20 protein-coding genes are annotated in these 21,572 nt (G+C 64.9%); 10 read left to right on the top strand and 10 right to left on the bottom strand.

Going from position 1 to position 21,572, the window contains the following annotated elements:
• Positions 1–43: 43 nt before the first annotated feature.
• The 3 genes from carB to ACO07C_RS24605 all read right to left on the bottom strand — a co-directional run bounded on the left by carB (position 44) and on the right by ACO07C_RS24605 (position 5,879).
• On the bottom strand, positions 44–3,535 hold the full coding sequence (carB, locus tag ACO07C_RS24595; protein WP_421916764.1) for a carbamoyl-phosphate synthase large subunit: 3,492 nt from the start codon (positions 3,533–3,535) through the stop codon (positions 44–46).
• 222 nt (positions 3,536–3,757) lie between these two features.
• On the bottom strand, positions 3,758–4,978 hold the full coding sequence (locus ACO07C_RS24600; protein ID WP_421916765.1) for an SH3 domain-containing protein: 1,221 nt from the start codon (positions 4,976–4,978) through the stop codon (positions 3,758–3,760).
• A 145-nt stretch (positions 4,979–5,123) separates the two neighbouring features.
• A complete protein-coding gene (locus tag ACO07C_RS24605) occupies positions 5,124–5,879 on the bottom strand; it encodes a metallophosphoesterase family protein (protein ID WP_421916767.1) in 756 nt (251 codons plus the stop codon).
• 133 nt (positions 5,880–6,012) lie between these two features.
• On the opposite strand from ACO07C_RS24605, the gene ACO07C_RS24610 reads away from it, so the two are divergent.
• From ACO07C_RS24610 to ACO07C_RS24620, 3 genes are read left to right on the top strand one after another with little or no spacing between them, the layout of a single operon-like run.
• A complete protein-coding gene (locus ACO07C_RS24610) occupies positions 6,013–6,492 on the top strand; it encodes a MarR family winged helix-turn-helix transcriptional regulator (RefSeq protein ID WP_421916768.1) in 480 nt (159 codons plus the stop codon).
• The gene (locus ACO07C_RS24615) at positions 6,489–8,300 is read left to right on the top strand and encodes an MFS transporter (protein WP_421916769.1); all 1,812 of its coding nucleotides are present in this window, start codon (positions 6,489–6,491) and stop codon (positions 8,298–8,300) included. Before ACO07C_RS24610 ends, ACO07C_RS24615 begins: the two co-directional genes overlap by 4 nt.
• A gap of 23 nt (positions 8,301–8,323) precedes the next feature.
• Complete coding sequence (locus ACO07C_RS24620) at positions 8,324–9,376, top strand: HlyD family secretion protein (RefSeq protein ID WP_421916770.1); 1,053 nt, start codon at positions 8,324–8,326, stop codon at positions 9,374–9,376.
• Positions 9,377–9,735: 359 nt separating this feature from the next.
• On the opposite strand, the gene ACO07C_RS24625 is transcribed toward ACO07C_RS24620, so the two are convergent.
• A complete protein-coding gene (locus ACO07C_RS24625; RefSeq protein ID WP_227345764.1) occupies positions 9,736–10,092 on the bottom strand; it encodes an ArsR/SmtB family transcription factor in 357 nt (118 codons plus the stop codon).
• Positions 10,093–10,310: 218 nt separating this feature from the next.
• Here ACO07C_RS24625 and ACO07C_RS24630 point away from each other — a divergent pair, with 218 nt between their 5' ends.
• Positions 10,311–11,489 carry an MFS transporter gene (locus ACO07C_RS24630; RefSeq protein WP_421916772.1) on the top strand — a complete coding sequence of 393 codons (1,179 nt, stop codon included), beginning with the start codon at positions 10,311–10,313 and terminating at the stop codon, positions 11,487–11,489.
• A 23-nt stretch (positions 11,490–11,512) separates the two neighbouring features.
• On the opposite strand, the gene ACO07C_RS24635 is transcribed toward ACO07C_RS24630, so the two are convergent.
• Positions 11,513–11,971 carry a MarR family winged helix-turn-helix transcriptional regulator gene (locus ACO07C_RS24635; protein WP_421916773.1) on the bottom strand — a complete coding sequence of 153 codons (459 nt, stop codon included), beginning with the start codon at positions 11,969–11,971 and terminating at the stop codon, positions 11,513–11,515.
• A 220-nt stretch (positions 11,972–12,191) separates the two neighbouring features.
• Here ACO07C_RS24635 and ACO07C_RS24640 point away from each other — a divergent pair, with 220 nt between their 5' ends.
• Positions 12,192–12,986 (top strand): SDR family NAD(P)-dependent oxidoreductase, encoded by a 795-nt coding sequence (locus ACO07C_RS24640; RefSeq protein WP_421916774.1) that lies wholly within the window; start codon positions 12,192–12,194, stop codon positions 12,984–12,986.
• A gap of 294 nt (positions 12,987–13,280) precedes the next feature.
• On the opposite strand, the gene ACO07C_RS24645 is transcribed toward ACO07C_RS24640, so the two are convergent.
• A complete protein-coding gene (locus ACO07C_RS24645; protein ID WP_421916775.1) occupies positions 13,281–13,880 on the bottom strand; it encodes a LysE family translocator in 600 nt (199 codons plus the stop codon).
• Between the two features lie 56 nt (positions 13,881–13,936).
• On the opposite strand from ACO07C_RS24645, the gene ACO07C_RS24650 reads away from it, so the two are divergent.
• Positions 13,937–14,845 (top strand): LysR substrate-binding domain-containing protein, encoded by a 909-nt coding sequence (locus ACO07C_RS24650; RefSeq protein WP_421916776.1) that lies wholly within the window; start codon positions 13,937–13,939, stop codon positions 14,843–14,845.
• 33 nt (positions 14,846–14,878) lie between these two features.
• On the opposite strand, the gene ACO07C_RS24655 is transcribed toward ACO07C_RS24650, so the two are convergent.
• Positions 14,879–15,142 carry a hypothetical protein gene (locus tag ACO07C_RS24655; RefSeq protein ID WP_421916777.1) on the bottom strand — a complete coding sequence of 88 codons (264 nt, stop codon included), beginning with the start codon at positions 15,140–15,142 and terminating at the stop codon, positions 14,879–14,881.
• Positions 15,143–15,283: 141 nt separating this feature from the next.
• Here ACO07C_RS24655 and ACO07C_RS24660 point away from each other — a divergent pair, with 141 nt between their 5' ends.
• Complete coding sequence (locus ACO07C_RS24660; protein ID WP_421916778.1) at positions 15,284–15,931, top strand: TetR/AcrR family transcriptional regulator; 648 nt, start codon at positions 15,284–15,286, stop codon at positions 15,929–15,931.
• 105 nt (positions 15,932–16,036) lie between these two features.
• Here the strand turns inward: ACO07C_RS24660 and ACO07C_RS24665 are convergent, their stop codons facing one another.
• Positions 16,037–16,876 (bottom strand): protein-L-isoaspartate O-methyltransferase family protein, encoded by an 840-nt coding sequence (locus ACO07C_RS24665; protein WP_421916779.1) that lies wholly within the window; start codon positions 16,874–16,876, stop codon positions 16,037–16,039.
• A 108-nt stretch (positions 16,877–16,984) separates the two neighbouring features.
• On the bottom strand, positions 16,985–18,352 hold the full coding sequence (locus tag ACO07C_RS24670) for an Nramp family divalent metal transporter (RefSeq protein ID WP_421916780.1): 1,368 nt from the start codon (positions 18,350–18,352) through the stop codon (positions 16,985–16,987).
• 258 nt (positions 18,353–18,610) lie between these two features.
• Between ACO07C_RS24670 and mntR the strand changes: the two genes are divergently transcribed.
• Positions 18,611–19,060, top strand: coding sequence for a manganese-binding transcriptional regulator MntR (gene mntR, locus ACO07C_RS24675; protein WP_421916781.1), 450 nt, complete (start codon positions 18,611–18,613; stop codon positions 19,058–19,060).
• Between the two features lie 103 nt (positions 19,061–19,163).
• On the top strand, positions 19,164–19,352 hold the full coding sequence (locus ACO07C_RS24680; protein WP_421916782.1) for a hypothetical protein: 189 nt from the start codon (positions 19,164–19,166) through the stop codon (positions 19,350–19,352).
• 6 nt (positions 19,353–19,358) lie between these two features.
• Here the strand turns inward: ACO07C_RS24680 and ACO07C_RS24685 are convergent, their stop codons facing one another.
• On the bottom strand, positions 19,359–20,249 hold the full coding sequence (locus ACO07C_RS24685; protein WP_421916783.1) for a polysaccharide deacetylase family protein: 891 nt from the start codon (positions 20,247–20,249) through the stop codon (positions 19,359–19,361).
• A 263-nt stretch (positions 20,250–20,512) separates the two neighbouring features.
• Between ACO07C_RS24685 and ACO07C_RS24690 the strand changes: the two genes are divergently transcribed.
• Positions 20,513–21,436, top strand: coding sequence for a neutral zinc metallopeptidase (locus ACO07C_RS24690; protein ID WP_421916784.1), 924 nt, complete (start codon positions 20,513–20,515; stop codon positions 21,434–21,436).
• Positions 21,437–21,572: the final 136 nt, after the last annotated feature.

Raw genomic sequence — 21,572 nt, forward strand, 5'->3', positions numbered from 1 at the left:
CCGTCTGTCAATTTCTTAAAAGGTCAGCAGTCAGCCAATAATCTCAGGCAAAATACTCCTGCAGCGGCCTGACTTCCAGGCTCCCCGCCTTCAGCGCCGCGATCGCTTCCGCCACCGCGACAGCACCCGACAGCGTCGTGTAATACGGCACCTTCTGCATCAGCGTGGCCCGCCGCAGCGACTTCGAGTCCGACACCGCCTTCTGGCCATCCGTCGTGTTGAACACGATCTGCACCTGGCGGTTGCGGATGGCGTCCTCGATGTGGGGGCGGCCTTCCAGCACCTTGTTGATCTTCTGCGCGTCGACACCGTTTTCGGCGAGGAAGCGGGCGGTGCCGGAGGTGGCCAGCACCTTGAAGCCGAGGCCGGCAAGGCGCTTCACCGCCGGCAATATTCCGGCCTTGTCCTCGTCGCGCACCGAGACGAACAGCGTGCCGGAGCGCGGCAGGTCGACGCCGGCGCCAAGCTGGCTCTTGGCGAAGGCCAGCGCGAAGTCGCGGTCGAGGCCCATGACCTCGCCGGTCGAGCGCATTTCCGGCCCGAGCAGGATGTCGACGCCGGGGAAGCGGGCGAAGGGGAACACGGCTTCCTTGACCGCGATGTGGCCGGGGTTGCGGGCATCGGGCAGGGGGCCGTAATGGGCGAAGGCGTCTTCCAGCTTCTCGCCGGCCATGATGCGGGCGGCGATCTTGGCGATGGGACGACCGATGGTCTTGGCGACGAAGGGCACGGTGCGCGACGCGCGCGGGTTGACCTCCAGCACATAGACCGTGCCGTCCTTGATGGCGTACTGCACGTTCATCAGGCCGCCGACATTGAGCGCGCGGGCCAGGGCTGATGTCTGGCGCTCCAGCTCGTCGACCAGTTCGGAAGGCAGCGAATGGACGGGCAGCGAGCAGGCCGAGTCGCCCGAATGGATGCCGGCCTCCTCGATGTGCTCCAGGATGCCGGAGACGAAGGTGTCCTTGCCGTCGCACAGGCAGTCGACATCGACCTCGATGGCGCCCGACAGATAGGTGTCGAACAAAAGCGGGTTCTTGCCCAGCAGCGTGTTGATCTGGCCGGTCTTGTCGTTGGGGTACTTCTGCTTGATGTCCTCCGGCACCAGGCCGGGTACGGTGTCGAGCAGATAGGATTGCAGCATGCTTTCGCTGTGAATGATCTGCATGGCGCGGCCGCCCAGCACATAGGACGGGCGCACCACCAGCGGGAAGCCGAGTTCGCCGGCAACGAGGCGGGCCTGTTCGACCGAATAGGCGATGCCGTTCTTGGGCTGGCTGAGGCCGAGCTTGTGCAGCAGCTTCTGGAAGCGGTCGCGGTCCTCGGCGAGGTCGATCATGTCGGGCGAGGTGCCGAGGATCGGAATGCCCGCCTTCTCCAGCGCGTCGGCGAGCTTCAGCGGCGTCTGGCCGCCGAACTGGACGATGACGCCGACCAGTTCGCCCGACGCCTTTTCGGCGCGCAGGATCTCCAGCACGTCTTCCGCCGTCAGCGGCTCGAAATAGAGCCGGTCGGAAGTGTCGTAGTCGGTCGAAACCGTCTCCGGGTTGCAGTTGATCATGATCGCTTCATAGCCGGCATCGCGCAGCGCGAACGCCGCGTGGCAGCAGCAATAGTCGAACTCGATGCCCTGGCCGATGCGGTTGGGGCCGCCGCCAAGGATGACGACTTTCCTGCGCGACGACACATGCGCCTCGCTGGCCAGCGCGCCGGCGAAGGGCACTTCGTAGGTCGAGTACATGTAGGCGGTGGGCGAGGCGAATTCGGCCGCGCAGGTGTCGATGCGCTTGTAGACCGGATGAACGTCGAGCTTTTCGCGAATCCTGCCAATCACTTCGGCGTCGGTCTTCGTCAGCGACGCGAGGCGCGCGTCGGAGAAGCCCATGGCCTTCAGCATGCGCAGGTTGACGGCATCCTGCGGGATGCCGTGCTCGCGGATGCGCGCTTCCATGGCGACGATGCCGGCGATCTGCTCGAGGAACCATGGGTCGATCTTGCACATGGCGTGCACGTCTTCCAGCGAGGTGCCCATGCGGATCGCCTGCGCCACCATGCGCAGCCGGTCGGGCGTCGGCGTGCCCAGGGCGGCGCGGATGGCGTTGCGGTCGTCGGCGCTGTTGGTGGCGCCGAGGCCGGGGATCTCGATCTCGTCGAGGCCGGTCAGGCCGGTTTCGAGGCCGCGCAGGGCCTTCTGCAGCGATTCCTGGAAGGTGCGGCCGATGGCCATGACTTCGCCGACCGACTTCATGGCGGTGGTCAGCACCGGCTCGGCGCCGGGGAATTTCTCGAAGGCGAAGCGCGGGATCTTCGTCACCACGTAGTCGATCGACGGCTCGAAGGAGGCGGGCGTCGCGCCGCCGGTGATGTCGTTCTCCAGCTCGTCCAGCGTGTAGCCGACGGCGAGCTTCGCCGCGATCTTGGCGATCGGGAAGCCGGTCGCCTTGGAGGCCAAAGCGGAGGAGCGCGAGACGCGCGGGTTCATCTCGATGACGACGAGGCGGCCATCGGCCGGGTTGACGGCGAACTGCACGTTGGAGCCGCCGGTCTCGACGCCGATCTCGCGCAGCACCGCGATCGAGGCGTTGCGCATCATCTGGTATTCCTTGTCGGTCAGCGTCAGCGCCGGCGCGACGGTGATGGAATCGCCGGTGTGCACGCCCATCGGGTCGATGTTCTCGATGGAGCAGACGATGATGCAATTGTCCGCCTTGTCGCGGACGACCTCCATCTCATACTCCTTCCAGCCGAGCACGCTTTCCTCGATCAGCACTTCGGTGGTCGGCGAGGCGTCGAGGCCGGACTGGACGATGTCGTAGAATTCGGCGCGGTTGTAGGCGATGCCGCCGCCGGTGCCGCCCATGGTGAAGGACGGGCGGATGATGGCGGGCAGGCCGACATGGTCGAGCGCCTGCGCGGCGATGGCCATGCCGTGGCTGATGTAGCGCTGCTTGCGGTCGCCTTCGCCGAGGTTCCAGCGGGTTTCCAGCGCGTCGAGCGCGGCGTCGAGATCGGCCGGCTTCTCGGCCTTCAGCGCGGCGCGCTCGGCCTCGTGCATCTTGCGGTCGGTGTTCTTGACGTCGGTGGCGTTGGCCAGCATCGACTTCGGCGTTTCCAGGCCGATCTTCTTCATCGCCTCGCGAAACAGCGCGCGGTCCTCGGCCTTGTCGATGGCCGTGGCGTCGGCGCCGATCATCTCGACATTGTAGCGGTCGAGCACACCCATGCGGCGCAGCGACAGAGCGGTGTTGAGCGCCGTCTGGCCGCCCATGGTCGGCAGCAGCGCGTCGGGCCGCTCCTTGGCAATGATCTTGGCGACCACTTCCGGCGTGATCGGCTCGATATAGGTGGCATCCGCCAGTTCCGGGTCGGTCATGATGGTGGCCGGGTTGGAATTGACCAGGATGACGCGGAACCCCTCTTCCTTCAGCGCCTTGCAGGCCTGGGTGCCCGAATAGTCGAACTCGCAGGCCTGGCCGATGACGATGGGGCCGGCCCCGATGATCAGGATCGACTTGATGTCAGTGCGTCTTGGCATGGCGAAGTTCCGTTTGGCGGGCGGCTTGCACAAAAAACCGGGACGGGAAGACCCGGCCGGTTGTGCTCGCGATTCTGGTATCAGGCTAGGTGGGCCTTATAGGGAAGAGTTTTGCGGGATGTAACCCCGAAAATGCGAGGAAGGCAGTGGGATTAGGCAGTAGGCGGTAGGCTCACGCATCTCATGCCTATTCCCTACCGCCTACTGCCCAATCCCTAAACCTCAATCGCCGAAGGCCAGCGAATCCGTGATCTCGAAGCGCTCGGACACGCCGACGCGGATCATGCTGAGGCCGCCTTCCCGGGTGAAGCGGAAATCGCTGCGCGAGTTCGAGCCGGCGGGCAGGCCGTCGTAGAAGGAAATGACGCGCGTGCCGCCATCGGGCCAGGTCACGGTGACGTCGGCCTTGTTGTTGCCCATGCGCACGATCGATGCCTCGCAACGCGTCATCGGCTGGCCGACATAGCGGGCGCAGGGAACCTCGCCGGTGGCGTCGGGGGCTCTCGCCGGTGACGCCGGAGGGTCCAGCTTGGCGACGGTCTGTGGATTGGCGGCCTGCGGGGCCGCCGCCGGGTCCGGGGCTTTCGAATTCGCGGCGGGCTTCGCGCCGGCCAGTTCCGGGCGCGGCGTGGGCACCGGAATAGCCGACGTGACCGGGGCGGCGCCATCATCGGCCGGGTCGTCCGCCGCCGTCGCGGTTGGCGTCGCATCGGCCGCCTGCGTGTCGGCCGTCGCGGGGGCGGGTTTCTGGCCGTCGTCCGTCTGGGCCGGGCCTTGCGCCTGCGCGGCCGGGTCCGCGGGCGTGTGGATTTCCGCCGGGTTGTCCTTCGCCGCGAACGCCAGGCCGTAGGCATCCTGCATGGCGGCGCGGCCGATCGCGGCAGCGGAATTCACGGCGGTTTCAGCCGCGTGATCGGCGCTGCCCAGCCGCGCCGCCAGATCGGGTGGCGGGGCCGGCGGCGGCTGTGGAGCGGGCGGCGGGTTTGCCGCCTGGTTCAAGGGGCCTGCCGCGGCCGGAGCCGCGCCATCGCTGGCCGTCGCAACGGCGGCCGGCGCACCGGCGGGGGCCTGGCCAGGCTTGTCGGCGGCGACGGCCGGAGCCGCGGTGTCGGCGAATGGCGCCGGGTTGGTCGGGATCAGGTAGCGGGCAGGTGCCCATCCCGTCACCTTCGGGTTGTCGACGTCCTCGACCTTGCACCATTGATGGCCGTTGACGTCGTTGCAGCCGAGGTTCTTGACGCTGGAACCGTTGGGCAGGCGCGTCTGCACCCTGCCGATCGGTGATGCGGTGGCGCGGACATTCAACAAGTCGTCGGGGGCGAGCCCGCTCACGATGGAGATGACGAGCGGCAATTCCTCGGCGACAGCCGGCAGCACCGTGAACAGAACCGGAGCGGCAAGCAGCGCGTGCAACGTCGTTCGGAGCGTAACTGTGCGCCTCATCACCTGGCCGTGGGCGATAGATTTTCATCGAAGGCGCGGTCAGGCACCAAGGCGCCGCCGCATGCCAAGGCGGGTTTATAGGGGACGAAGCGGTAACATGTCACCCCGAAAATGCTTTGCCGGGGCCTGACGTTCCCGTCATCGGTCAACGGGGCATGAAGCCGGTGCGCAACGCATGGGCCCATTCCGGCCGTCCCGCCCGTTCAGCCTGGCGTGCGGCGGCCTCGTGGTCGTAGTCGACAGCGACGGCTTCGAAACGGTCGCGATTGCCCGCTTCGCCAGCCAATTTGACGATGCCGTAGCGCGCATGCGGCGAGCCCTGTTCGGACACATGCGCGGGCGGCGTGTCATCGTCATAGGCGGGGCAGCCGACGCTTCCCGGATTGAAGATCACCGGGCCGCCGGGCAGGCTGATCAATTCGCCGCGATGGCTGTGGCCGCACAGCACGATGCGGTGCCCGGGATTGCCGAGCCGCCGCCGGATGTCGGCGATGGGCGCACGCACCAATTGGCCGTCGACCACAGCGTCGGCCAGGTATTCTTCATCATGGTCGGGACGGGCATGGAAGGCGAGGACGCCGGGCGCGATCTCCAGCGTCAGCGGCTGGGCGAACAGCGCCGCGCGCTGCGCCTGCGTCAGCCGCTCCCGCGCGTAGCGGTCGGATGGCCACATGTCGTCATTGACGGGATCGACTGCGACGCGGCGGTCGTGGTTGCCTCGCACGGTCGGCAGGGCGAGCCCTTCCAGCCTTTCCATCGTCTCGCGCGGCCAGAGCGGGCCGGAAACGCTGTCGCCGAGATTGACGGTGATATCGGCGCCACCGCGCCGGTCGAGGTCGCGCAGCACGGCGTCCAGCGCGAGCACATTGCCGTGGATGTCGGCGAGCACGGCTACGCGCATGGAAGGCTCCTGGTTTCGAAGTGCGAACTGGCGGATTTGCAGCCTGCTTTTCGTAGCAAGGCCTTGAGATTTGTCGAGAGTGGGTATAGATAGTATCCAATTAGTTAGCATGCTATCTATTTGGTTGTTACCGATGAGCGCCACCACGCAACGCTTCGAGATCCTGGAGGAAACCGCGCGCGTCAGCCGCAAGCTCCGCACCCTGTTCGATGCCAGGGTGCGCGAGCGCGGCCTGACGCTGGCGCGGGCCCGCACGCTGGTGCGCGTTTCGCGCTGCGAGGCAGCCAACCAGAAGGAACTCGCCGACGAACTCGAGATCGAGACGGCGACGCTGGTGCGCATCATCGACGGGCTGGAAGCGCAAGGGTTGATCGAGCGGCACGAGGTCGAGGGCGACCGCCGCGCCAAGCAGGTGGTGCTGACCAGCGAAGGCGAGGCGCTTGCCGATGTTGTCGACCTGATGGCGATGCAGGTCGGCAAGGAAGTGCTGGCGGGTATCCCCAGGCACGAGCTTCGGTCGGCGCACGGCATCCTGCGCAAGATGGCTGTCAACATCGACAGCGCCGCCGACCGCCTTGTCGAACTCGAGCCGGTGACTGGAAAACAGCCGTGACGACGTCCGACACATCCGGCCCCAAGGCAGCGCGGTTGCGCCGCGCCGCCAGGCGGGCGCCCAAAACGGTGACAGGCGATAATGACAATCGCGACGCGGCGGTCATCGAGGAAGAGCCGAAGGCCGACGCGGCGGAGACGGAACCGGGCGACGCCCTTCAACCAACCCGCCAGCGCAAGCGCCGCCCATGGCATACACCGGCCGAGCCGCCGGCCTCGCTGCCGGCGCCGGCGCCCTATGTGCCCCGGCATCCCTTCGTGGCGCTCTGCTATGCCGCGACCTCGGTGATGATCGCCATCACCTACGGGCTGGGGCTGAATTTCGTCAATGCGAACCTCACCCAGGTGTCCGGCGAATTCTCCGCCACCACCAACGAGGCTCTGTGGCTGACGGCGGCCTATATGGCGCCCAATGTCAGCCTGTCGCTGCTGCTGGTGAAGATTCGGGCGCAATATGGCCTGCGGCGGTTCGCTGAACTCGCCATCATCGTCTTCATCGTCGTCAACGGACTGCACCTCTTCACCCACGACCTCGGCACGGCGATCGTGGCCCGCTTCTTTGCCGGCGTCGCGGCGGCGCCGATGTCGACGCTGAGCCTCCTCTATGCCCTCGAATGCTTCCCGCCCGAGCGGAAGATGACGATGGGCATGCCGATGGCCATGATCAATATCGGGCTGGGCGCGCCGATCGCCCGGCTGATCTCGCCGGCATTGCTCGATCTCGGCGGCTGGCAGCCGATCTACCTGCTCGAAGTGGGCCTGGCGCTGATCAGCCTGGCGCTGATCTACACCCTGCCGCTGAGCTCACCGCCCAAGGTCAAGGTGCTCGGCTTCATGGATGTCGTCAGCTACCTCTTTCTCGCCGTCGGCTTCGGCACGCTGGCCATCGTGCTGTCCGTCGGCCGCTATTACTGGTGGCTGGAGGTGCCGTGGCTGGGCTGGCTGCTGGTTGCCTCCATCGTCTGCCTCGTCACGGTGGCGGTCATCGAGCTGAACCGAAAATACCCGCTGCTCGACATCAAATGGCTGCTGTCGCCGGAGATCCTGCATTTCGCCGGCGTGCTGCTGATGTTCCGCGTGCTGATGACCGAGCAGTCGAGCGGCATCAGCGGCTTCTTCCAGCAGGCCGGCCTGCTCAACGACCAGCAGACGACGCTCTATACGATCATCCTTGGCGCCACCATCGCGGGCGGCATTGCCTGCGCGGCGGTGCTGAAGCCGGGACGTGAGCCGGCCATCCATGTCGTGGCGCTCTGCCTGATGGCGGCCGGTGCCTTCATGGATTCGCAACTCACCAGCCAGACGAGGCCCGAGCAGATGTATGTCAGCCAGGCGCTGATCGCGCTGGCGAGTTCGCTGTTCCTGGCGCCGGCCCTGGCGATGGGGTTCGTCAACGCGCTGAGCAAGGGCATGAACTACATGCTGAGCTTCGTCGTCGTCTTCCTGTTCACGCAGAGCATTGGCGGCCTGATCGGCTCGGCGATCTTCGGCACGCTCGTCATCATCAGAGAAAAATTCCATTCGGCTGGCATCGTCGAGCATCTGGCGATGACCGATCCAGCGGTCGCCCAGCGCATCGCGCAGCTTGGCGGCGCCTATTCGCATGTGCTCACCGACCCGGTGCTGCGGCAGGCGGAAGGGGTAGCGCTGCTCGCCCAGCAGGCGACACAGGAAGCCTATGCGCGCGCCTATGGCGATGTGTTCCTCATGATCGCCATCGCGTCGGCCCTCGCCGTCGCGGTGCTCGTGCTGAGGATGACATGGCGCCAGCTCGGTACTCTCTTGCGTCCCGCGACAGTCGCGGCGTGACCAGAAATTTGGTGTAAAGTCAGATGTCCAAGATCCTCAAGTCCTTCTCCACCTATCTCGTCCTGGCCGCCGGAATCGCCGGCGTGCTGGTCGTCCTCTATGCGTGGCAGCTGCCGCCCTTCGAGAGCAGCGTCGAGCAGACCGACAATGCCTATGTGCGCGGCAACGTCACCATGCTGAGCCCCCAGGTGGCCGGCTATGTGGCCGAAGTGCCGGTGACCGATTATGCCGATGTGAAGAAGGGCGACCTGATCGTGCGCATCGACGACAAGCCCTATGCCCAGAAGCTGGAACAGGCGCGCGCCACGCTGGCCAGCAAGAATGCGGCGCTGTCGGCCTCCGATCAGGCCGAGGCGACCAGCCGGGCGCAGATCGCGCTGGCCGAGGCAGGTATCGCCAGCACCAAGGCGGCCGACGAGCTGGCGCGGGCCAGCCTCAAGCGCAGCGAACAACTGATCGCCAAGGGCTTTTCGACGCAAAGCGATGTCGATGTGGCGCGCAATGCCGTCAGCCAGTCGGATGCGGCGATGCGCGAGGCCGACGCTCGGCTTGAAGTCGCCAGGCAGGCGCTGACCCAGACGCTGGTCAGCCGCCAGTCCCTGCATGCCGATGTCGACCAGGCGCAGGCGGCGGTGCGGCTGGCCGAGATCGACCTTGCCAACACGCGCATTGTCGCGCCGGAAGACGGCACGCTGGGCATCGTCGGCGCTTCGTTCGGAGCCTATGTCACGGCCGGCTCGCAACTCACCAGCCTGGTGCCGGAGCGCAAATGGGTGATCGCCAATTTCAAGGAAACGCAGGTCGCGCTGCTGAAGCCCGGCCAGCCCGCCAGCTTCCGCGTCGATGCGTTGAACCGCGCCGAGATGCGCGGCCATATCACCCGCTTCTCGCCCGCGGCCGGGTCCGAATTCGCTGTCATCAAGGCCGACAATTCGAGCGGCAATTTCACCAAGGTGGCGCAGCGCATTCCCGTGCGCATCGAGATCGACGAGGGCCAGGATCTCACGCGGATGCTGGCGCCGGGAATGTCGGTGATCGTGAGCGTCGACACGAATGCCGCGCCGAGCAGGCTATAGTCGCGCGCTCGGTTGGGCGACTATTTGACCAATCTCGACCTAGCCAATTCCACCTGATAGGCGCTTCGCGGATGTCTTCTGCGTCGCCACGCATTAAGAGATATTATCACCGCAAGATATCCTAGTATTATAGGCAGACCCCAAAGGATGCCAACGCCGCCCATACCAGCAAACACCAGAAGAGCGGATGCAGCCACTGCCACAATGTAATATAGTACCGACGCCCATACATATTTTTCCATTTGAGAGCTGCTCATCAATCGCTCCCTGTCGAAAGTGGGATATCTAGCATCATCGATGCTGAGGAGAAATTCGACTCGACTCGGCCACCGGTATCAGTCATCTGCTTGACTGTAGTCCTAGGCAGGGATTTCGATGTCGTGGCCGCCGACCGCCGGCAGCGCCGGATCATCGCCGGCCGCCGCTATCACGCTGTCGAGCAGGCCCGGGAAGCGGGCGTCGAGGTCGGCGCGGCGCAGCGTGATCATGCGGTTGGTGCCGACCACCTCGGCGCGGGTGACGCCGGCCTCGCGCAATTTGGCGAGGTGATAGCTCAGATTGGTCTTGGAACCGAGATCAAGGAACTGGCTGCAGTTCAGCGGCACGCCCTCCTTGCTGGCGAGATAGCGCACTATCGCGAGCCGCGTCGGGTCGCCGAGCACGCCAAGCACGATCGGCAGGCTGATCTGGTCGATATTGGGGTGGGGCAAGGTCATGCCTGAAAACTAAGCACAGTTCGGGCCGATTTCAACGCGTCTGTCCTGCTCGGCAATTGCACACTGTTTCTCCGTTTCGCGATGACCGACCAACCCTGGCGATCCGCCCGTGCTGACACAGGGCTGTCAGGATGGTTCAGCTATTTTCCACCGGCTTCATTGACATCATGCCCTGCTATGTCCAATTGTTCAATAACTTTTGAACTAAGGACACCCCAATGGACAAGCGACTCTTCTGGCTTGCGCTCGGATCGTTCACGATCTCGACCGAAGGCTTCGTCATTTCCAGCCTGCTGCCCGACATAGCCAGGGATGCCGGCATCTCGATTCCGTTGGCCGGCACGCTGATCACCGCCTTCGCGCTCGCCTATGCGGTCGGTACGCCGATCCTGGCGACGCTGACCGGGGAGTGGGACCGGCGGCGCGTCATCCTGTGGACGCTGGTGTTCTTCGTTGTCGGCAACGTCGTCGCCGCCATGAGTTCCTCCTTCGAAGTGCTGTTGATCGCGCGCATCATCATGGCGCTGTCATCCGGGCTGTTCGCGGCGACCGCGCAAGGCACGGCGGTGGCGCTTGTCGATGATCATCACCGCGCCCGCGCCATTGCCGTCGTTGTTGGCGGCACCACGGTGGCCGTGGCCGTCGGCGCGCCGATCGGCGCGCTCGTCGCGGCCTTCGCCGGCTGGCGCGGCACGTTCTATGCCATCGCAGGTCTTGGCGCGCTGGCCGGCGCTATCCTGTGGTACCGGCTGCCGCGTGGCATCATCGGCACCAAGCTGCCGCTGAAGCGCAGGCTGGCGGCCGCCATGCGTCCGGGCGTGATGCCGATCCTCTTGACCACATTGCTGGCGCTGACCGGCGCCTTCACCGTCTTCGCCTATGTCGCGCCGTTGGCCATCGAGAGTGGCGGGCTGAGCGAGATCGCGCTGCCCGGCATGCTCCTGGCCTTCGGCGCCGGCGCGGTCATCGGCAACATTGCCGGCGGCCAGGCGGCCGACCGTTTTGGTGCCACCCGCACCGTCGGCTGGTCGCTGGCGTTGAGCGCGGCCATGCTGGTCATGCTGTCGGTCATCCCGACATTCCTGCCGCAGCACATCGCCGGCCCGGCGCTGATGGCGATGATGGTGCCGTGGGGCATTGTCGGCTGGGCGTTCCCGCCGGCACAGGCCAGCCGCATCATCAAGCTCGCTCCCGACGCGGCTCCGATCGTGCTGTCGCTTAATGGTTCGGCGCTTTATCTCGGGGTGGCGCTGGGCGCCGTGGTCGGTGGCGGCGTGCTGCGCTTCGGCATACCGGCCGATCTCGGCCTGATCGCCGCTGCCTTCCCGTTGATCGGGCTCGGCATCGTACTTGCCGGGCGGATGCTGGCAAGGCCGGTCGCCATGCCGGCCGAGTAGGGTCTTTTGTAACGCCGGCTGCCTCAGGACGCGGCCGGCGGCTGATCAAAATCGAGCTCGGCGATGTCGCTGAGCACGGCGCGCAACTCTGCCGCCTGTTCCTTGCCCACCACGTCCTCGAAACGCTGTTGGGCGACATGCCATAGCTTCATCACCTCATCGAGCTTGACCAGCCCTTGCGGCGTCAGTCGTATCCGCTTGACGCGGCGATCGGCCGGATCGGCGAAGGTCTCGACATAGCCATCGCGGATCAGCGGCTTCAGCGTGTGGCCGAGCGCCGACAGGTCCATGATGAGGGACGCCGCGATGGCTGACATCGCCGGCTCGTTGCCGATATGGATCTGGTAGAGCAGGCCCTGCTGCGTGGCTTTCAGGCCCGAGGGCGCCAGCACGTCATCATAGTACTGGCCGATCTTGCGCGTCGCGCGCCGCAGCATGGCGTTGTTGCAGAGCGTCAGACCGGGCAGGGCGTCCTTTGACATGATGGATCCTTGGCGGCGCGGACATGATGTCCGGCCGCTGCCTGACAAATAATCCCCGCTCCGCTCATTGACAAGATAGTGGCATATGCCCATTTCACAGAAAGTGGTATATGCCACTAAATAAGATCAGGCGGCCTGGGGGCGGTGCGGGGGGCAGCGGTCCAGGACGCCGGCGGCCAAGGCCGAAGCGAAACAGTTCAGTCGAAAAAGGAACACGACAATGAATGAACAGAACAACAGGGGCACGGCGGTCGTCACCGGTGCTTCATCGGGCATCGGTGCCGTCTATGCGGACCGGCTGGCGGGGCAGGGCTATGACCTCGTGCTGGTGGCGCGGCGCGCCGACCGGCTCGAGGAACTGGCCGAGAAGCTGCGCTATGCCTACAGCCGCGAGGTCAGCGTGATCAGCGCCGACCTGTCCGATGACGACGACGTGCGCCGCGTCGAGCAGGCGATATCAGCCGACGACAGCGTGACGCTGCTGGTCAACAATGCCGGCCTTGGCGGCCAGCAGGTGGTGGCAACGGCCGACGCCGACGCGGCCGAGCGCATGATCAAGGTCAATATCATCGCCTTGACCCGCCTGACCCGCGCCGTGCTGCCGGGGTTTTTGGCACGCAACCGTGGCGCGATCGTCAACATCGCCTCGGTGCTGGCCTTCGACACCTCGTTCGGCGGCATCTATAGCGGCACCAAGGCCTATGTCGTCAACTTCACCGAGGCGCTGCAGCGCGAGGTCGCGGGAACCGATGTGAGGGTCCAGGCGGTGCTGCCTGGCGCGACCCGGACCGACTTCTGGGAGCTTGCCGGCAGCGACATCGACAACCTGCCGAAGGAGATCATCATGACCGCCGACGATATGGTCGATGCGGCGCTTGTCGGCCTGGCCAGGGGCGAAGCCGTCACCGTGCCCGCCCTTGCCGATGCGGCCAAGCTGGATACTTTCCTTGGCGCCCGCCAGGCCTTCTACGGCAGTCTGCACGCCAACAAGCCGGCGGCGCGTTACGGGGTTTGAGGCCAGCTCTGGCGCTGCGCTATGCGCATATGGCGTGACTGATCGGTCCGAGGCTTGATTGCCACGTGGTTCCCCCAATCCGTCGCTGCTTCGCAGCGCCACCTTTCCCCCGTCGATCGGGGGAGAGGTGGCTCGGCGAAGCCGAGACGGAGTGGGGGTCGACCAGCGCCGCACAAGACAATGCATGCGCCAAGCTGCCATGCACGCTATCGCCAAACCAGCTACTTGGAAATGTATGCATGCCGTCGCGCTATCGCGGGGGCAAGAAACCCAGGTTCCGCAAGGCCGACGCTTCTAGTGCGTCCGCCACATCGGGATGATCGAGGCGGCCAGCACCAGTGCCAGCACGATGTTGAGGACGCGCCATTGCCACTCGGCCTTGAGCAGCCGCGCCAGTACCATGCCGGCGAGGCACCAGACGGACAGCGAGATGGCGGCGGCGAGGCCGAAGGTCGAGCCGAGCAGCAAGGCGAGTTGCCCCGGCCCGTCGGCGAGTGCGGCGAAGGACGCCGCCGCGCCCAATCCCATCGCCCAGCCCTTGGGGTTCATCCACTGGATGCCGGCGCCGCCGAGGAAGCTGTTCGGTTTGGCCATCGTCACATCGAGATTGGGAGGCCCGGCCCGACCGATCTTGAGCGCCAGCCAGAGCAGATAGAGCGAGCCGGCGATCTTCATGGCAAGCTGCAGCGAGGGCATCGCAAGCAGAAGGCCGGCGAGGCCGGCGGCGGCCGCGCCCGTCACCGTGGCGAGGCCGGCGGCGCTGCCAATCATGAGCGGGACGGATCGCCTAAAGCCAAACCGCGCCCCCGAGGCGGTCGACAAGGTCGTGGCGATACCCGGCGTGGCGGTGGCGACGAAGGCAAACAGGACGAGCGGCAGGATCGGCTGGAGCATGGGGCGTCCCTTGTCAAAGGCTCCATGGTAAATCCAGGCCAGCATCTGTAAATGCAATGTTTGCGATAGCTGGCATTAGCATCTATAATGCCGCTATGATCCGAAATCTCGACATGGCGCTCATCCGGACCTTCGTGGCGGTCGCCGACAAGGCCAGCATGACGGCGGCGGCCAATGCGTTGCACCTGACGCAGGGCGCCGTCAGCCAGCAGGTCAAGCGGCTGGAGGAGGCGCTTGGCGGCAGCCTGTTCCAGCGCGACCGGCGCGGCCTGCGGTTGACGCGTGCCGGCGAGCGGCTGTTCGACAAGGCAAAGCGCCTGCTTGGCCTCAATGACGAGATCTGGGCCGAGATGGCGGGCAGCGTGGTGGCCGGGCAGGTGCGGCTCGGCGTGCCCTATGACCTGGTCGGCACCGTGCTGGCGCCGGTGCTGAAAGCCTATGCCAATGCTTATCCGCAGGTCGAGATTTCGCTGGTCTGCGCCTCGTCGCCGGAACTGGCTGCCGCATTGGCAGCAGGCACGATTGATCTGGCCGTGATCGAGGAGCGGGTCGGGCCGTCCGCTGGCGAATGCCTGGCAATCGACCGGCTTGTCTGGGTTGGCGCCAGGGGCGGCGTCGCCCGCGCCAAGCGGCCGCTGCCGGTGTCGATGGTGGCCGACACTTGCGCCTTTCGCCCGGCGGTGCTTTCGGCGCTGAAGGAGCATGGACTGGAATGGCGTACCGTGTTCGAGAACGGCAACATCGACGCGACGACAGCCACGGTGCGTGCGGATCTGGCCGTCACCACCTGGTTGGCATCGACCGTGCCTGCCGATCTCGACATATTGCCCTTCGAGTCCGGCCTGCCGCCATTGCCGAATTTCTCGATCAATCTGCATCTGCCGGGGCATGGCGTTGGCCCGGCGGCGCAGGAGTTCGCGCGCTATATCAGGGATGGGCTGGCGCGGCGGCCGCAAGCGGCTTGAAGGTTGTCGAAAGACCTGCCGCTGCCAAGGCACCTACCAGGGGTTAGGCTGCGTGTTTCTTTCGCGAATGGCTTCTTCCGTTTGCGGAATGAGCACGTCCAGATTGCTTGCGGCGTTGGCCTGCACTTCCTCGATATAGGGGCGGAACCCTTCGTTGTAATCACGGAATGCCAGTTCGAAGTCGCCCTGGTGTTTCCGAAACGCATCGGCCAGCGCGGCAGCGCCAATTATGGCCAAGGAGCCACCCATGCCCGCGGCCGGAGAGGCGCAGTACGCGGCATCGCCTACAAGTGCCACCCTGCCTCTCGCGGCGCTGCTATCGCGGGAGCGGCATCGGCTTGCGTTTTCATATATTCCATCCGATCATGTACGTAAAATCTGTATATATCGAATCTTATATTATACTGAGTATATGAATGGAGGCTTGGAAGCTTGTCAATGCCGCTTGATCGCCGGACCCGTAAGCGCCTTGTGACACGACAGGCGATTTCCAACGCCGCCACGCTGCTCTTCATGGAACGCGGCTTCGACAATGTGACGGTGGACGAGATCGCGGAGGCCGCGGACGTCGGGCGAATGACGGTGTTCAATCATTTCCCTCGCAAGGAGGACATGTTCTTCGATCGCGACGAAGAAGGCCGCGAGAAATTTCTCGAGGCCTTGCGGCAACGCGACAAAAGTGTCGCTCCAATCGAAGCGATACGTCAGCTCGCTCATCGGGCGGCCACGGAAGACCCCGTTTACATAATCTTCTTTCCAGGAAGCCAGCGCTTCGTGGAGACAATTGAGAAAAGCCCAACCCTCATTGCGCGGGCCAGGGCCATACGCGACGAACTCGCACAGTTCGTGGCGGTGGCACTCGCCGAAAGCGTGGGGAGAGACCCCGCCGATCCCGACGCCCATCTGGCGGCCAATCTGGTCCTGGCAACATGGACCGTCGCGTTCATCCAGGCGCATCGCGTCTACCGAGAGAGCCAGGATGCCGAAAAGGCGAAATCCACCTTTCTCGCGATCATCGACCGGGGAACCAAGGGCATCGAAGCCGCTACGGCAGGCACGCCCTACGCCCAGGTGGGATTGTCCTAGAGCCGGTTGCCTCGAAACGGACTCGTGCAACGCGCTTCGGGCAGGCACCAGCCCGACACGCTCAGCGAAATTCTTGGCGATCTTCCTCCGGCCTGCCGTGCCCCGTCAGTTCCCAGGCCGGGTAACAAGCCCACGCGACGAGAACCAGATGTCGTCGAAGATGGCGGTGGCGGTGCGATCCGACGGCCTGTCGGCGGTCAGCCAGATCGAGCGGCTGCGCGCCGCCCGCTGGCGGCTGGGGATTTTTGCCGTCGGGCCTGCCACCGACGCGCCGCTGCAGGGAATGAACCAGGAGCCCATGAACGGATCGCAGGCAAAACCGTTCGCGGTGCGAGTCACCAGCACGGCGAAGCCAACGCGCTCGGCCGGACGCCAGGGGAAGACCAGGCGTCCGCCGGGGGCGAGTGCCTTCAGCCATTGCAGGGGTGGCACCGCGACCCCGGCATTGACGTAGATGATGTCGGATGGCGGCAGGCTCGTGGTGACGGCATCGCCGTGGATGACCGTCGCATTGCCGTAGGCTTCGAGATTCTTGCGCGCCAGTGCGGCGAGGCCGCCCTCGAGTTCGAAGGCGGTGACCAGGCCCGGCGAAACCAGCCGCGCCAGCAGTGCGGTGTAGTAGCCGGTGCCGGCGCCGATATGGGTGACGGACTCGCCGGGCCTGGGTGCCAGCTTGCCGATCCACATGGCGTGCAGGAACGGCTCCCCATTGTTGATGCCCTTATCGGCGTCGAGCGCCACGAGCACGTTCTGGTAGACATGGACGGGATCGTCACTCGGCGTGGTGATCCGGCTTTTGCCGGCGATGATCGTCCATGGTCCGGGGCCGAGGAAGGCTTCGCGCGGCACTTCGGCGAATATTTCCTCAAGGCGCGGATCGGCCGAGCCGGCATTGGCGGCCATCAGCCGCGCATAGAATTTCCGGGCGTCCTGGGTCCTGGTCATGGCGTGGAAGAAGATAGCGCAAATACAATGCCGGCGATCGGTATTCCTCTCCCTTTTCCTTTTTTCAGGGAGAGGTGGCGAGCACAAAGCGATAGTCGCCGAACCGGCTCAGCCTATCCCGAAGATCGTGTCGTAGAGCAGCTTGAAATTGAGGATCAGGATGACCGCGGCGACAACCCAGGCCAGCACAGCAACGCCGCGCGGAATGGCGAAATTGCCCATCTTCTTCTTGTCCGACACGAACTGCACCAGCGGGATCACCGCGAAGGGCAATTGCATGGACAGCACCACCTGGCTGAAGATGAGCAACTGGCCGGTTCCCTTCTCGCCATAAATAGCGGTGACCACCACCACGGGAATGATGGCGATGCCGCGGGTCAAAAGGCGGCGCGCCCAGTTGGGGATGCGCAGGCGCAGGAAACCTTCCATGATGATCTGTCCGGCCAGCGTCGCCGTCACCGTCGAGTTCAGGCCGGAAGCAAGCAGCGCCACGGCAAACAAGATCGAGGCGATGCCGAGGCCCAGCAGCGGCGACAGGAGCTTGAAGGCATCTTCTATCTCCGCGACGTCCTGATGGCCGGTGTTGTGGAAGGCGACGGCCGACACGATCAGGATGGCGGCGTTGACGAACAGGGCCAGCATCAGGGCGATGGTCGAGTCCGCCGTCGCCCATTTGATGGCGTCGCGTTTGCCGGCATCGGTGCGTTCATAGGCGCGGGTCTGCACGATGGAGGAGTGCAGATAGAGGTTATGCGGCATGACGGTGGCGCCGATGATGCCGATAGCGATGTAGAGCATCGCCGGATTGGTGACGATCTCCGAGGAGGGCACGAACATGGCATGCAGGATCGTGCCGGCCGGCGGGGCGGCGACGAAGATCTGGATGGCGAAGCAGCTGAAGATGATGATCAAGAGCGCGATGACGAAGGCTTCGAGATAGCGGAACCCCTTGTTCATCAACAGCAGCACGAGGAAAGCATCGAGCGCCGTCAGCATCGCGCCGCCAATCAACGGAATGCCGAACAGCAGCTGCAGGGCGATCGCCGTGCCGATGACCTCGGCCAGGTCGCAGGCGATGATGGCCAGCTCGCAGGCGATCCACAGGACGAAATTGACGGGGCGGGGATAGTAGGCGCGGCAGGCCTGGGCAAGGTCACGGCCGGTGGCGATGCCGAGCCTGGCCGATAGCGCCTGCAGCAGGATCGCCATCAGGTTCGACAGCATGATGATGAACAGCAGCGTGTAGCCGAACTGAGCGCCGCCGGCGAGGTCGGTCGCCCAGTTGCCCGGGTCCATATAGCCGACCGAGACCAGGTAGCCCGGACCCATGAACGCGAAGAGGCGGCGGAACCAGGCGCCGGATGTCGGAACCGCGATCGAGGCGTTGACCTCGCGTAGGCTCGGCTGGTCGTCGTCTTCGGGTCGGTTGAACCGCCATGCGGGCCGGGAGGCTGAGGTGGCTTCTGTCTCTGACATGAAAAAGGGTTTCCGCGCGATTGGTCGATGCTGCACTCAACCTATGCCGGAGCTCAACATTATGCAATATGCTATATTTCATTGTCGGTGCTTTTTTGGTTGACGCGGTGGCCGTCGCTCCGAGGGGCACGCCAAGCGCGGTTGCGCCTGTGGACGAATGCAAATAAACGGCCTGAACAAATAGGGTGCGAGGCTGTTGCCCGTGCTATGAATGCACGATCGATTTGAATCCGGGAAAGCCTTGGGGAGGAGCGCGTATTGGCGCTGAAGAACAGACCAGTCCCGCGCGAGCCGCTGCCCGACGCCGATGTTCATTCGGAAGGATTCCGGCAGACGCGTGAAGCGCGCCGCGGTGCGCTCGTGGAGGATTATGTCGAACTGATCGCCGACCTGATCGAGGACGGCAACGAGGCGCGCCAGGTCGATATCGCGGCAAGACTGGGCGTCGCCCAGCCGACGGTCGCCAAGATGCTGACGCGGCTTTGCGCCGAAGGGCTGGTGTCGAGAAAACCCTATCGCGGCGTGTTCCTGACCGAGGCCGGCCGCAAGGTCGCGGAGGAGAGCCGCATCCGCCATCAGACCGTGGAGGCCTTCCTGCGTTCGCTCGGCGTCAGCGCCGAGACGGCGCGCATCGATGCCGAGGGCATCGAGCACCATGTCAGCGCCGAGACGCTGGAAGCGTTTCGCAAGGCGATGACGGCGCGCTGATCACCGCTGCGCCTCAACCCCCAAATCAGCCGAACCGGAACCGTCGGACCGGCTATGCGTTGGGCCTCATGCCGCGCGATGGAGCGAGGCCAAGGAGGATATCATGGGCGTTGAACAGGCACCGACCGCCAAGGGCAAGCAGGCTGCCAAGGGCTTCAAGGACGCGGCAGCCAAGGACGAACGCAAGACCGAAGCCGAGACCGGTCATGCGCTGAAGAAGGGCGCCGACCGTTTCGAGGAGCGCTCGAAAAGCTCCGACGGCAAGAGCGCCGGCGCCAAACAGAAGGGCTGAGCGTCGTCAGCGGTTCTCGGCGTACGCCACCTGCCGGGTAGACGTCACCGTCCGCTCGCTCAGCGACGAGACCAGCACGTCGCGGCTGCCATGGCCGGGCACCAGCCGGACCACCTTGTAGCCCCTGGCCTTCAGGTCGGAGAGCAGTTGCGGCAGCATCTGCGCGGTGCGCGGATGGATGTCGTGCATCAGGATGATCCCCGAGCCGCGCTGTTCGATGCGTTTCAAGGTGCGCTGGCGGACCTGCTCGGGCGTCGACTGGAAGTAGTCCTTGGAATCGATGTCGGCGTCGATGACGACGATGCCGCGCGACGCAAGCTGATGGCGCAGAGCGGCGGTGGACGCCAGGTAAGGAAAGCGAAAGAAGGGCGCCGGGCTCGACATAGACGGCACCAGCGCCGCCGAAACGCTCTTGATGCCGCCATCAATCTGGGCATCGGCGGCCGCAACGCTCAGTTGCGCCAGGTTTGCGTGGCTCTGCGTGTGGGTGCCAATCGTGTGGCCGTGGGCGGCGACTTCGCGCACGAGCGCCGGATGGGCGCGCGCCATCTGGCCGACCATCATGAAGGTGGCCTTGACGCCTGCATTGTCGAGCGCGCGCAGGATGTTTTCGGTGCGGCCGGGCATCGGGCCGTCATCGAAGGTCAGCGCCACTTCATGGTTGCGCAGCTTGAGGTCGGCGATGCTGTTGACAGTGACGGTGCGGCCGGCAAGGCCACTGAAGCTGTGGGTGGTAAAAAGCCCGCCCGCGGCTGGCTTGTCCGGCTCCCCAGCATAGGCGAGCTTGGTCGCGTCGGAGGCAGTCGCCGATTTCGTCGTCGTACAGCCGCAGGCCATCGCGCCCAGAGCGACAATACCCAATACCTGCGCCAGCAGGCGCCCGGTCACAAAAGCCATGGCGGAAACATCTCCTTGAATCGCCTACGCTTTTATTCCGCTTATGGTTAATGAAGGTTTACCCGGAGCTGTGACGGCGTTGTCCGGCGAGACTTGGACGATCCCACGCGAATGCCTGCATATCGGCGCGTCCAGCCGCGCTGCGTGGGCAGTTGCGACAGCGAAAAATGCTGTGACTCGGCGCAACCATTGGGATAATTGTTTGTTTGTCCGGACCGGTATTCGACCTGACCGCCGGAAAGTTCGCAGCGCGAGGAGTTGCCATGCTCTGGAGAGGCCGTCGTCAGAGTGACAATATCGAGGACGACCGCAGCGACAGCGGCGGCGGTGGCGGGTTGGGCGGCCCCGGCTTCCAGCTTCCGATCGGCGGCGGCGCCGGCGGCGGCATGTCGCTTTCGAGCATCATCATCCTGGCCGTGATCGCCCTGATCGCGTGGGGCGTCTTCGGCATCAATCCGCTGACGCTGCTGAACGGCGGCGATCTCAGCGGCGGCGGCGGGCAGGTGACCAGCAACAGCCCGCAGGGCAACGGCGTGGGTGCGCCGGCCTCGGACGAGATGAAGCAGTTCGTCGCCACGGTGCTGGCCGATACGGAGGATACCTGGACCGGCATCTTCAAGTCGCAAGGCCTGACCTACGAGGACCCGAAGCTGGTGCTGTTCAGCGGGCAGATACGCTCGGCTTGCGGTTCCGCCAGTTCGGCGGCAGGGCCGTTCTATTGCCCCAACGATCGCAAGGTCTATCTCGACATGACTTTCTTCCAGCAGCTGGACCAGCAGTTCGGCGCTTCCGGCGAATTCGCGCGGGCCTATGTCATCGCGCATGAGGTCGGCCATCACGTGCAGAACCTCACCGGCATCCTGCCCAAGTTCAACAAGATCCGGGAAGGAATGAACGAGGCCGACGCCAACAAGATGTCGGTGCGGATCGAGCTCCAGGCCGACTGCTTCGCCGGCATATGGGCGCATTTCACCGCGCAGAAGGGCATTCTTGAACAGGGCGACATGGAAAGCGCGCTGAACGCGGCCAAGCAGATCGGCGACGACACGCTGCAGAAGCGGGCGCAGGGCTATGTCGTGCCGGAAAGCTTCAACCATGGCACGTCGGCGCAGCGGCAGACCTGGCTGGCGCGCGGTTACAAGAGCGGCAAGCTCACGGATTGCGATACGTTCAACAATCCGATCTGAGCCTTCGGCAGGTGCCATGGAATGGCTGGCGATGCCGGCCGTCAGTGGCTGTCAGGATGAAGACCCCCGACACGTTCCCTTATTGTTCTGAAAAGCAAGCTCGCCTATAAGTTGCCGCCCATTGTCCGAGGCGACT

Source organism: Mesorhizobium sp., assembly GCF_965229135.1.
In the GTDB taxonomy this organism is placed as follows: Bacteria; Pseudomonadota; Alphaproteobacteria; order Rhizobiales; family Rhizobiaceae; genus Mesorhizobium.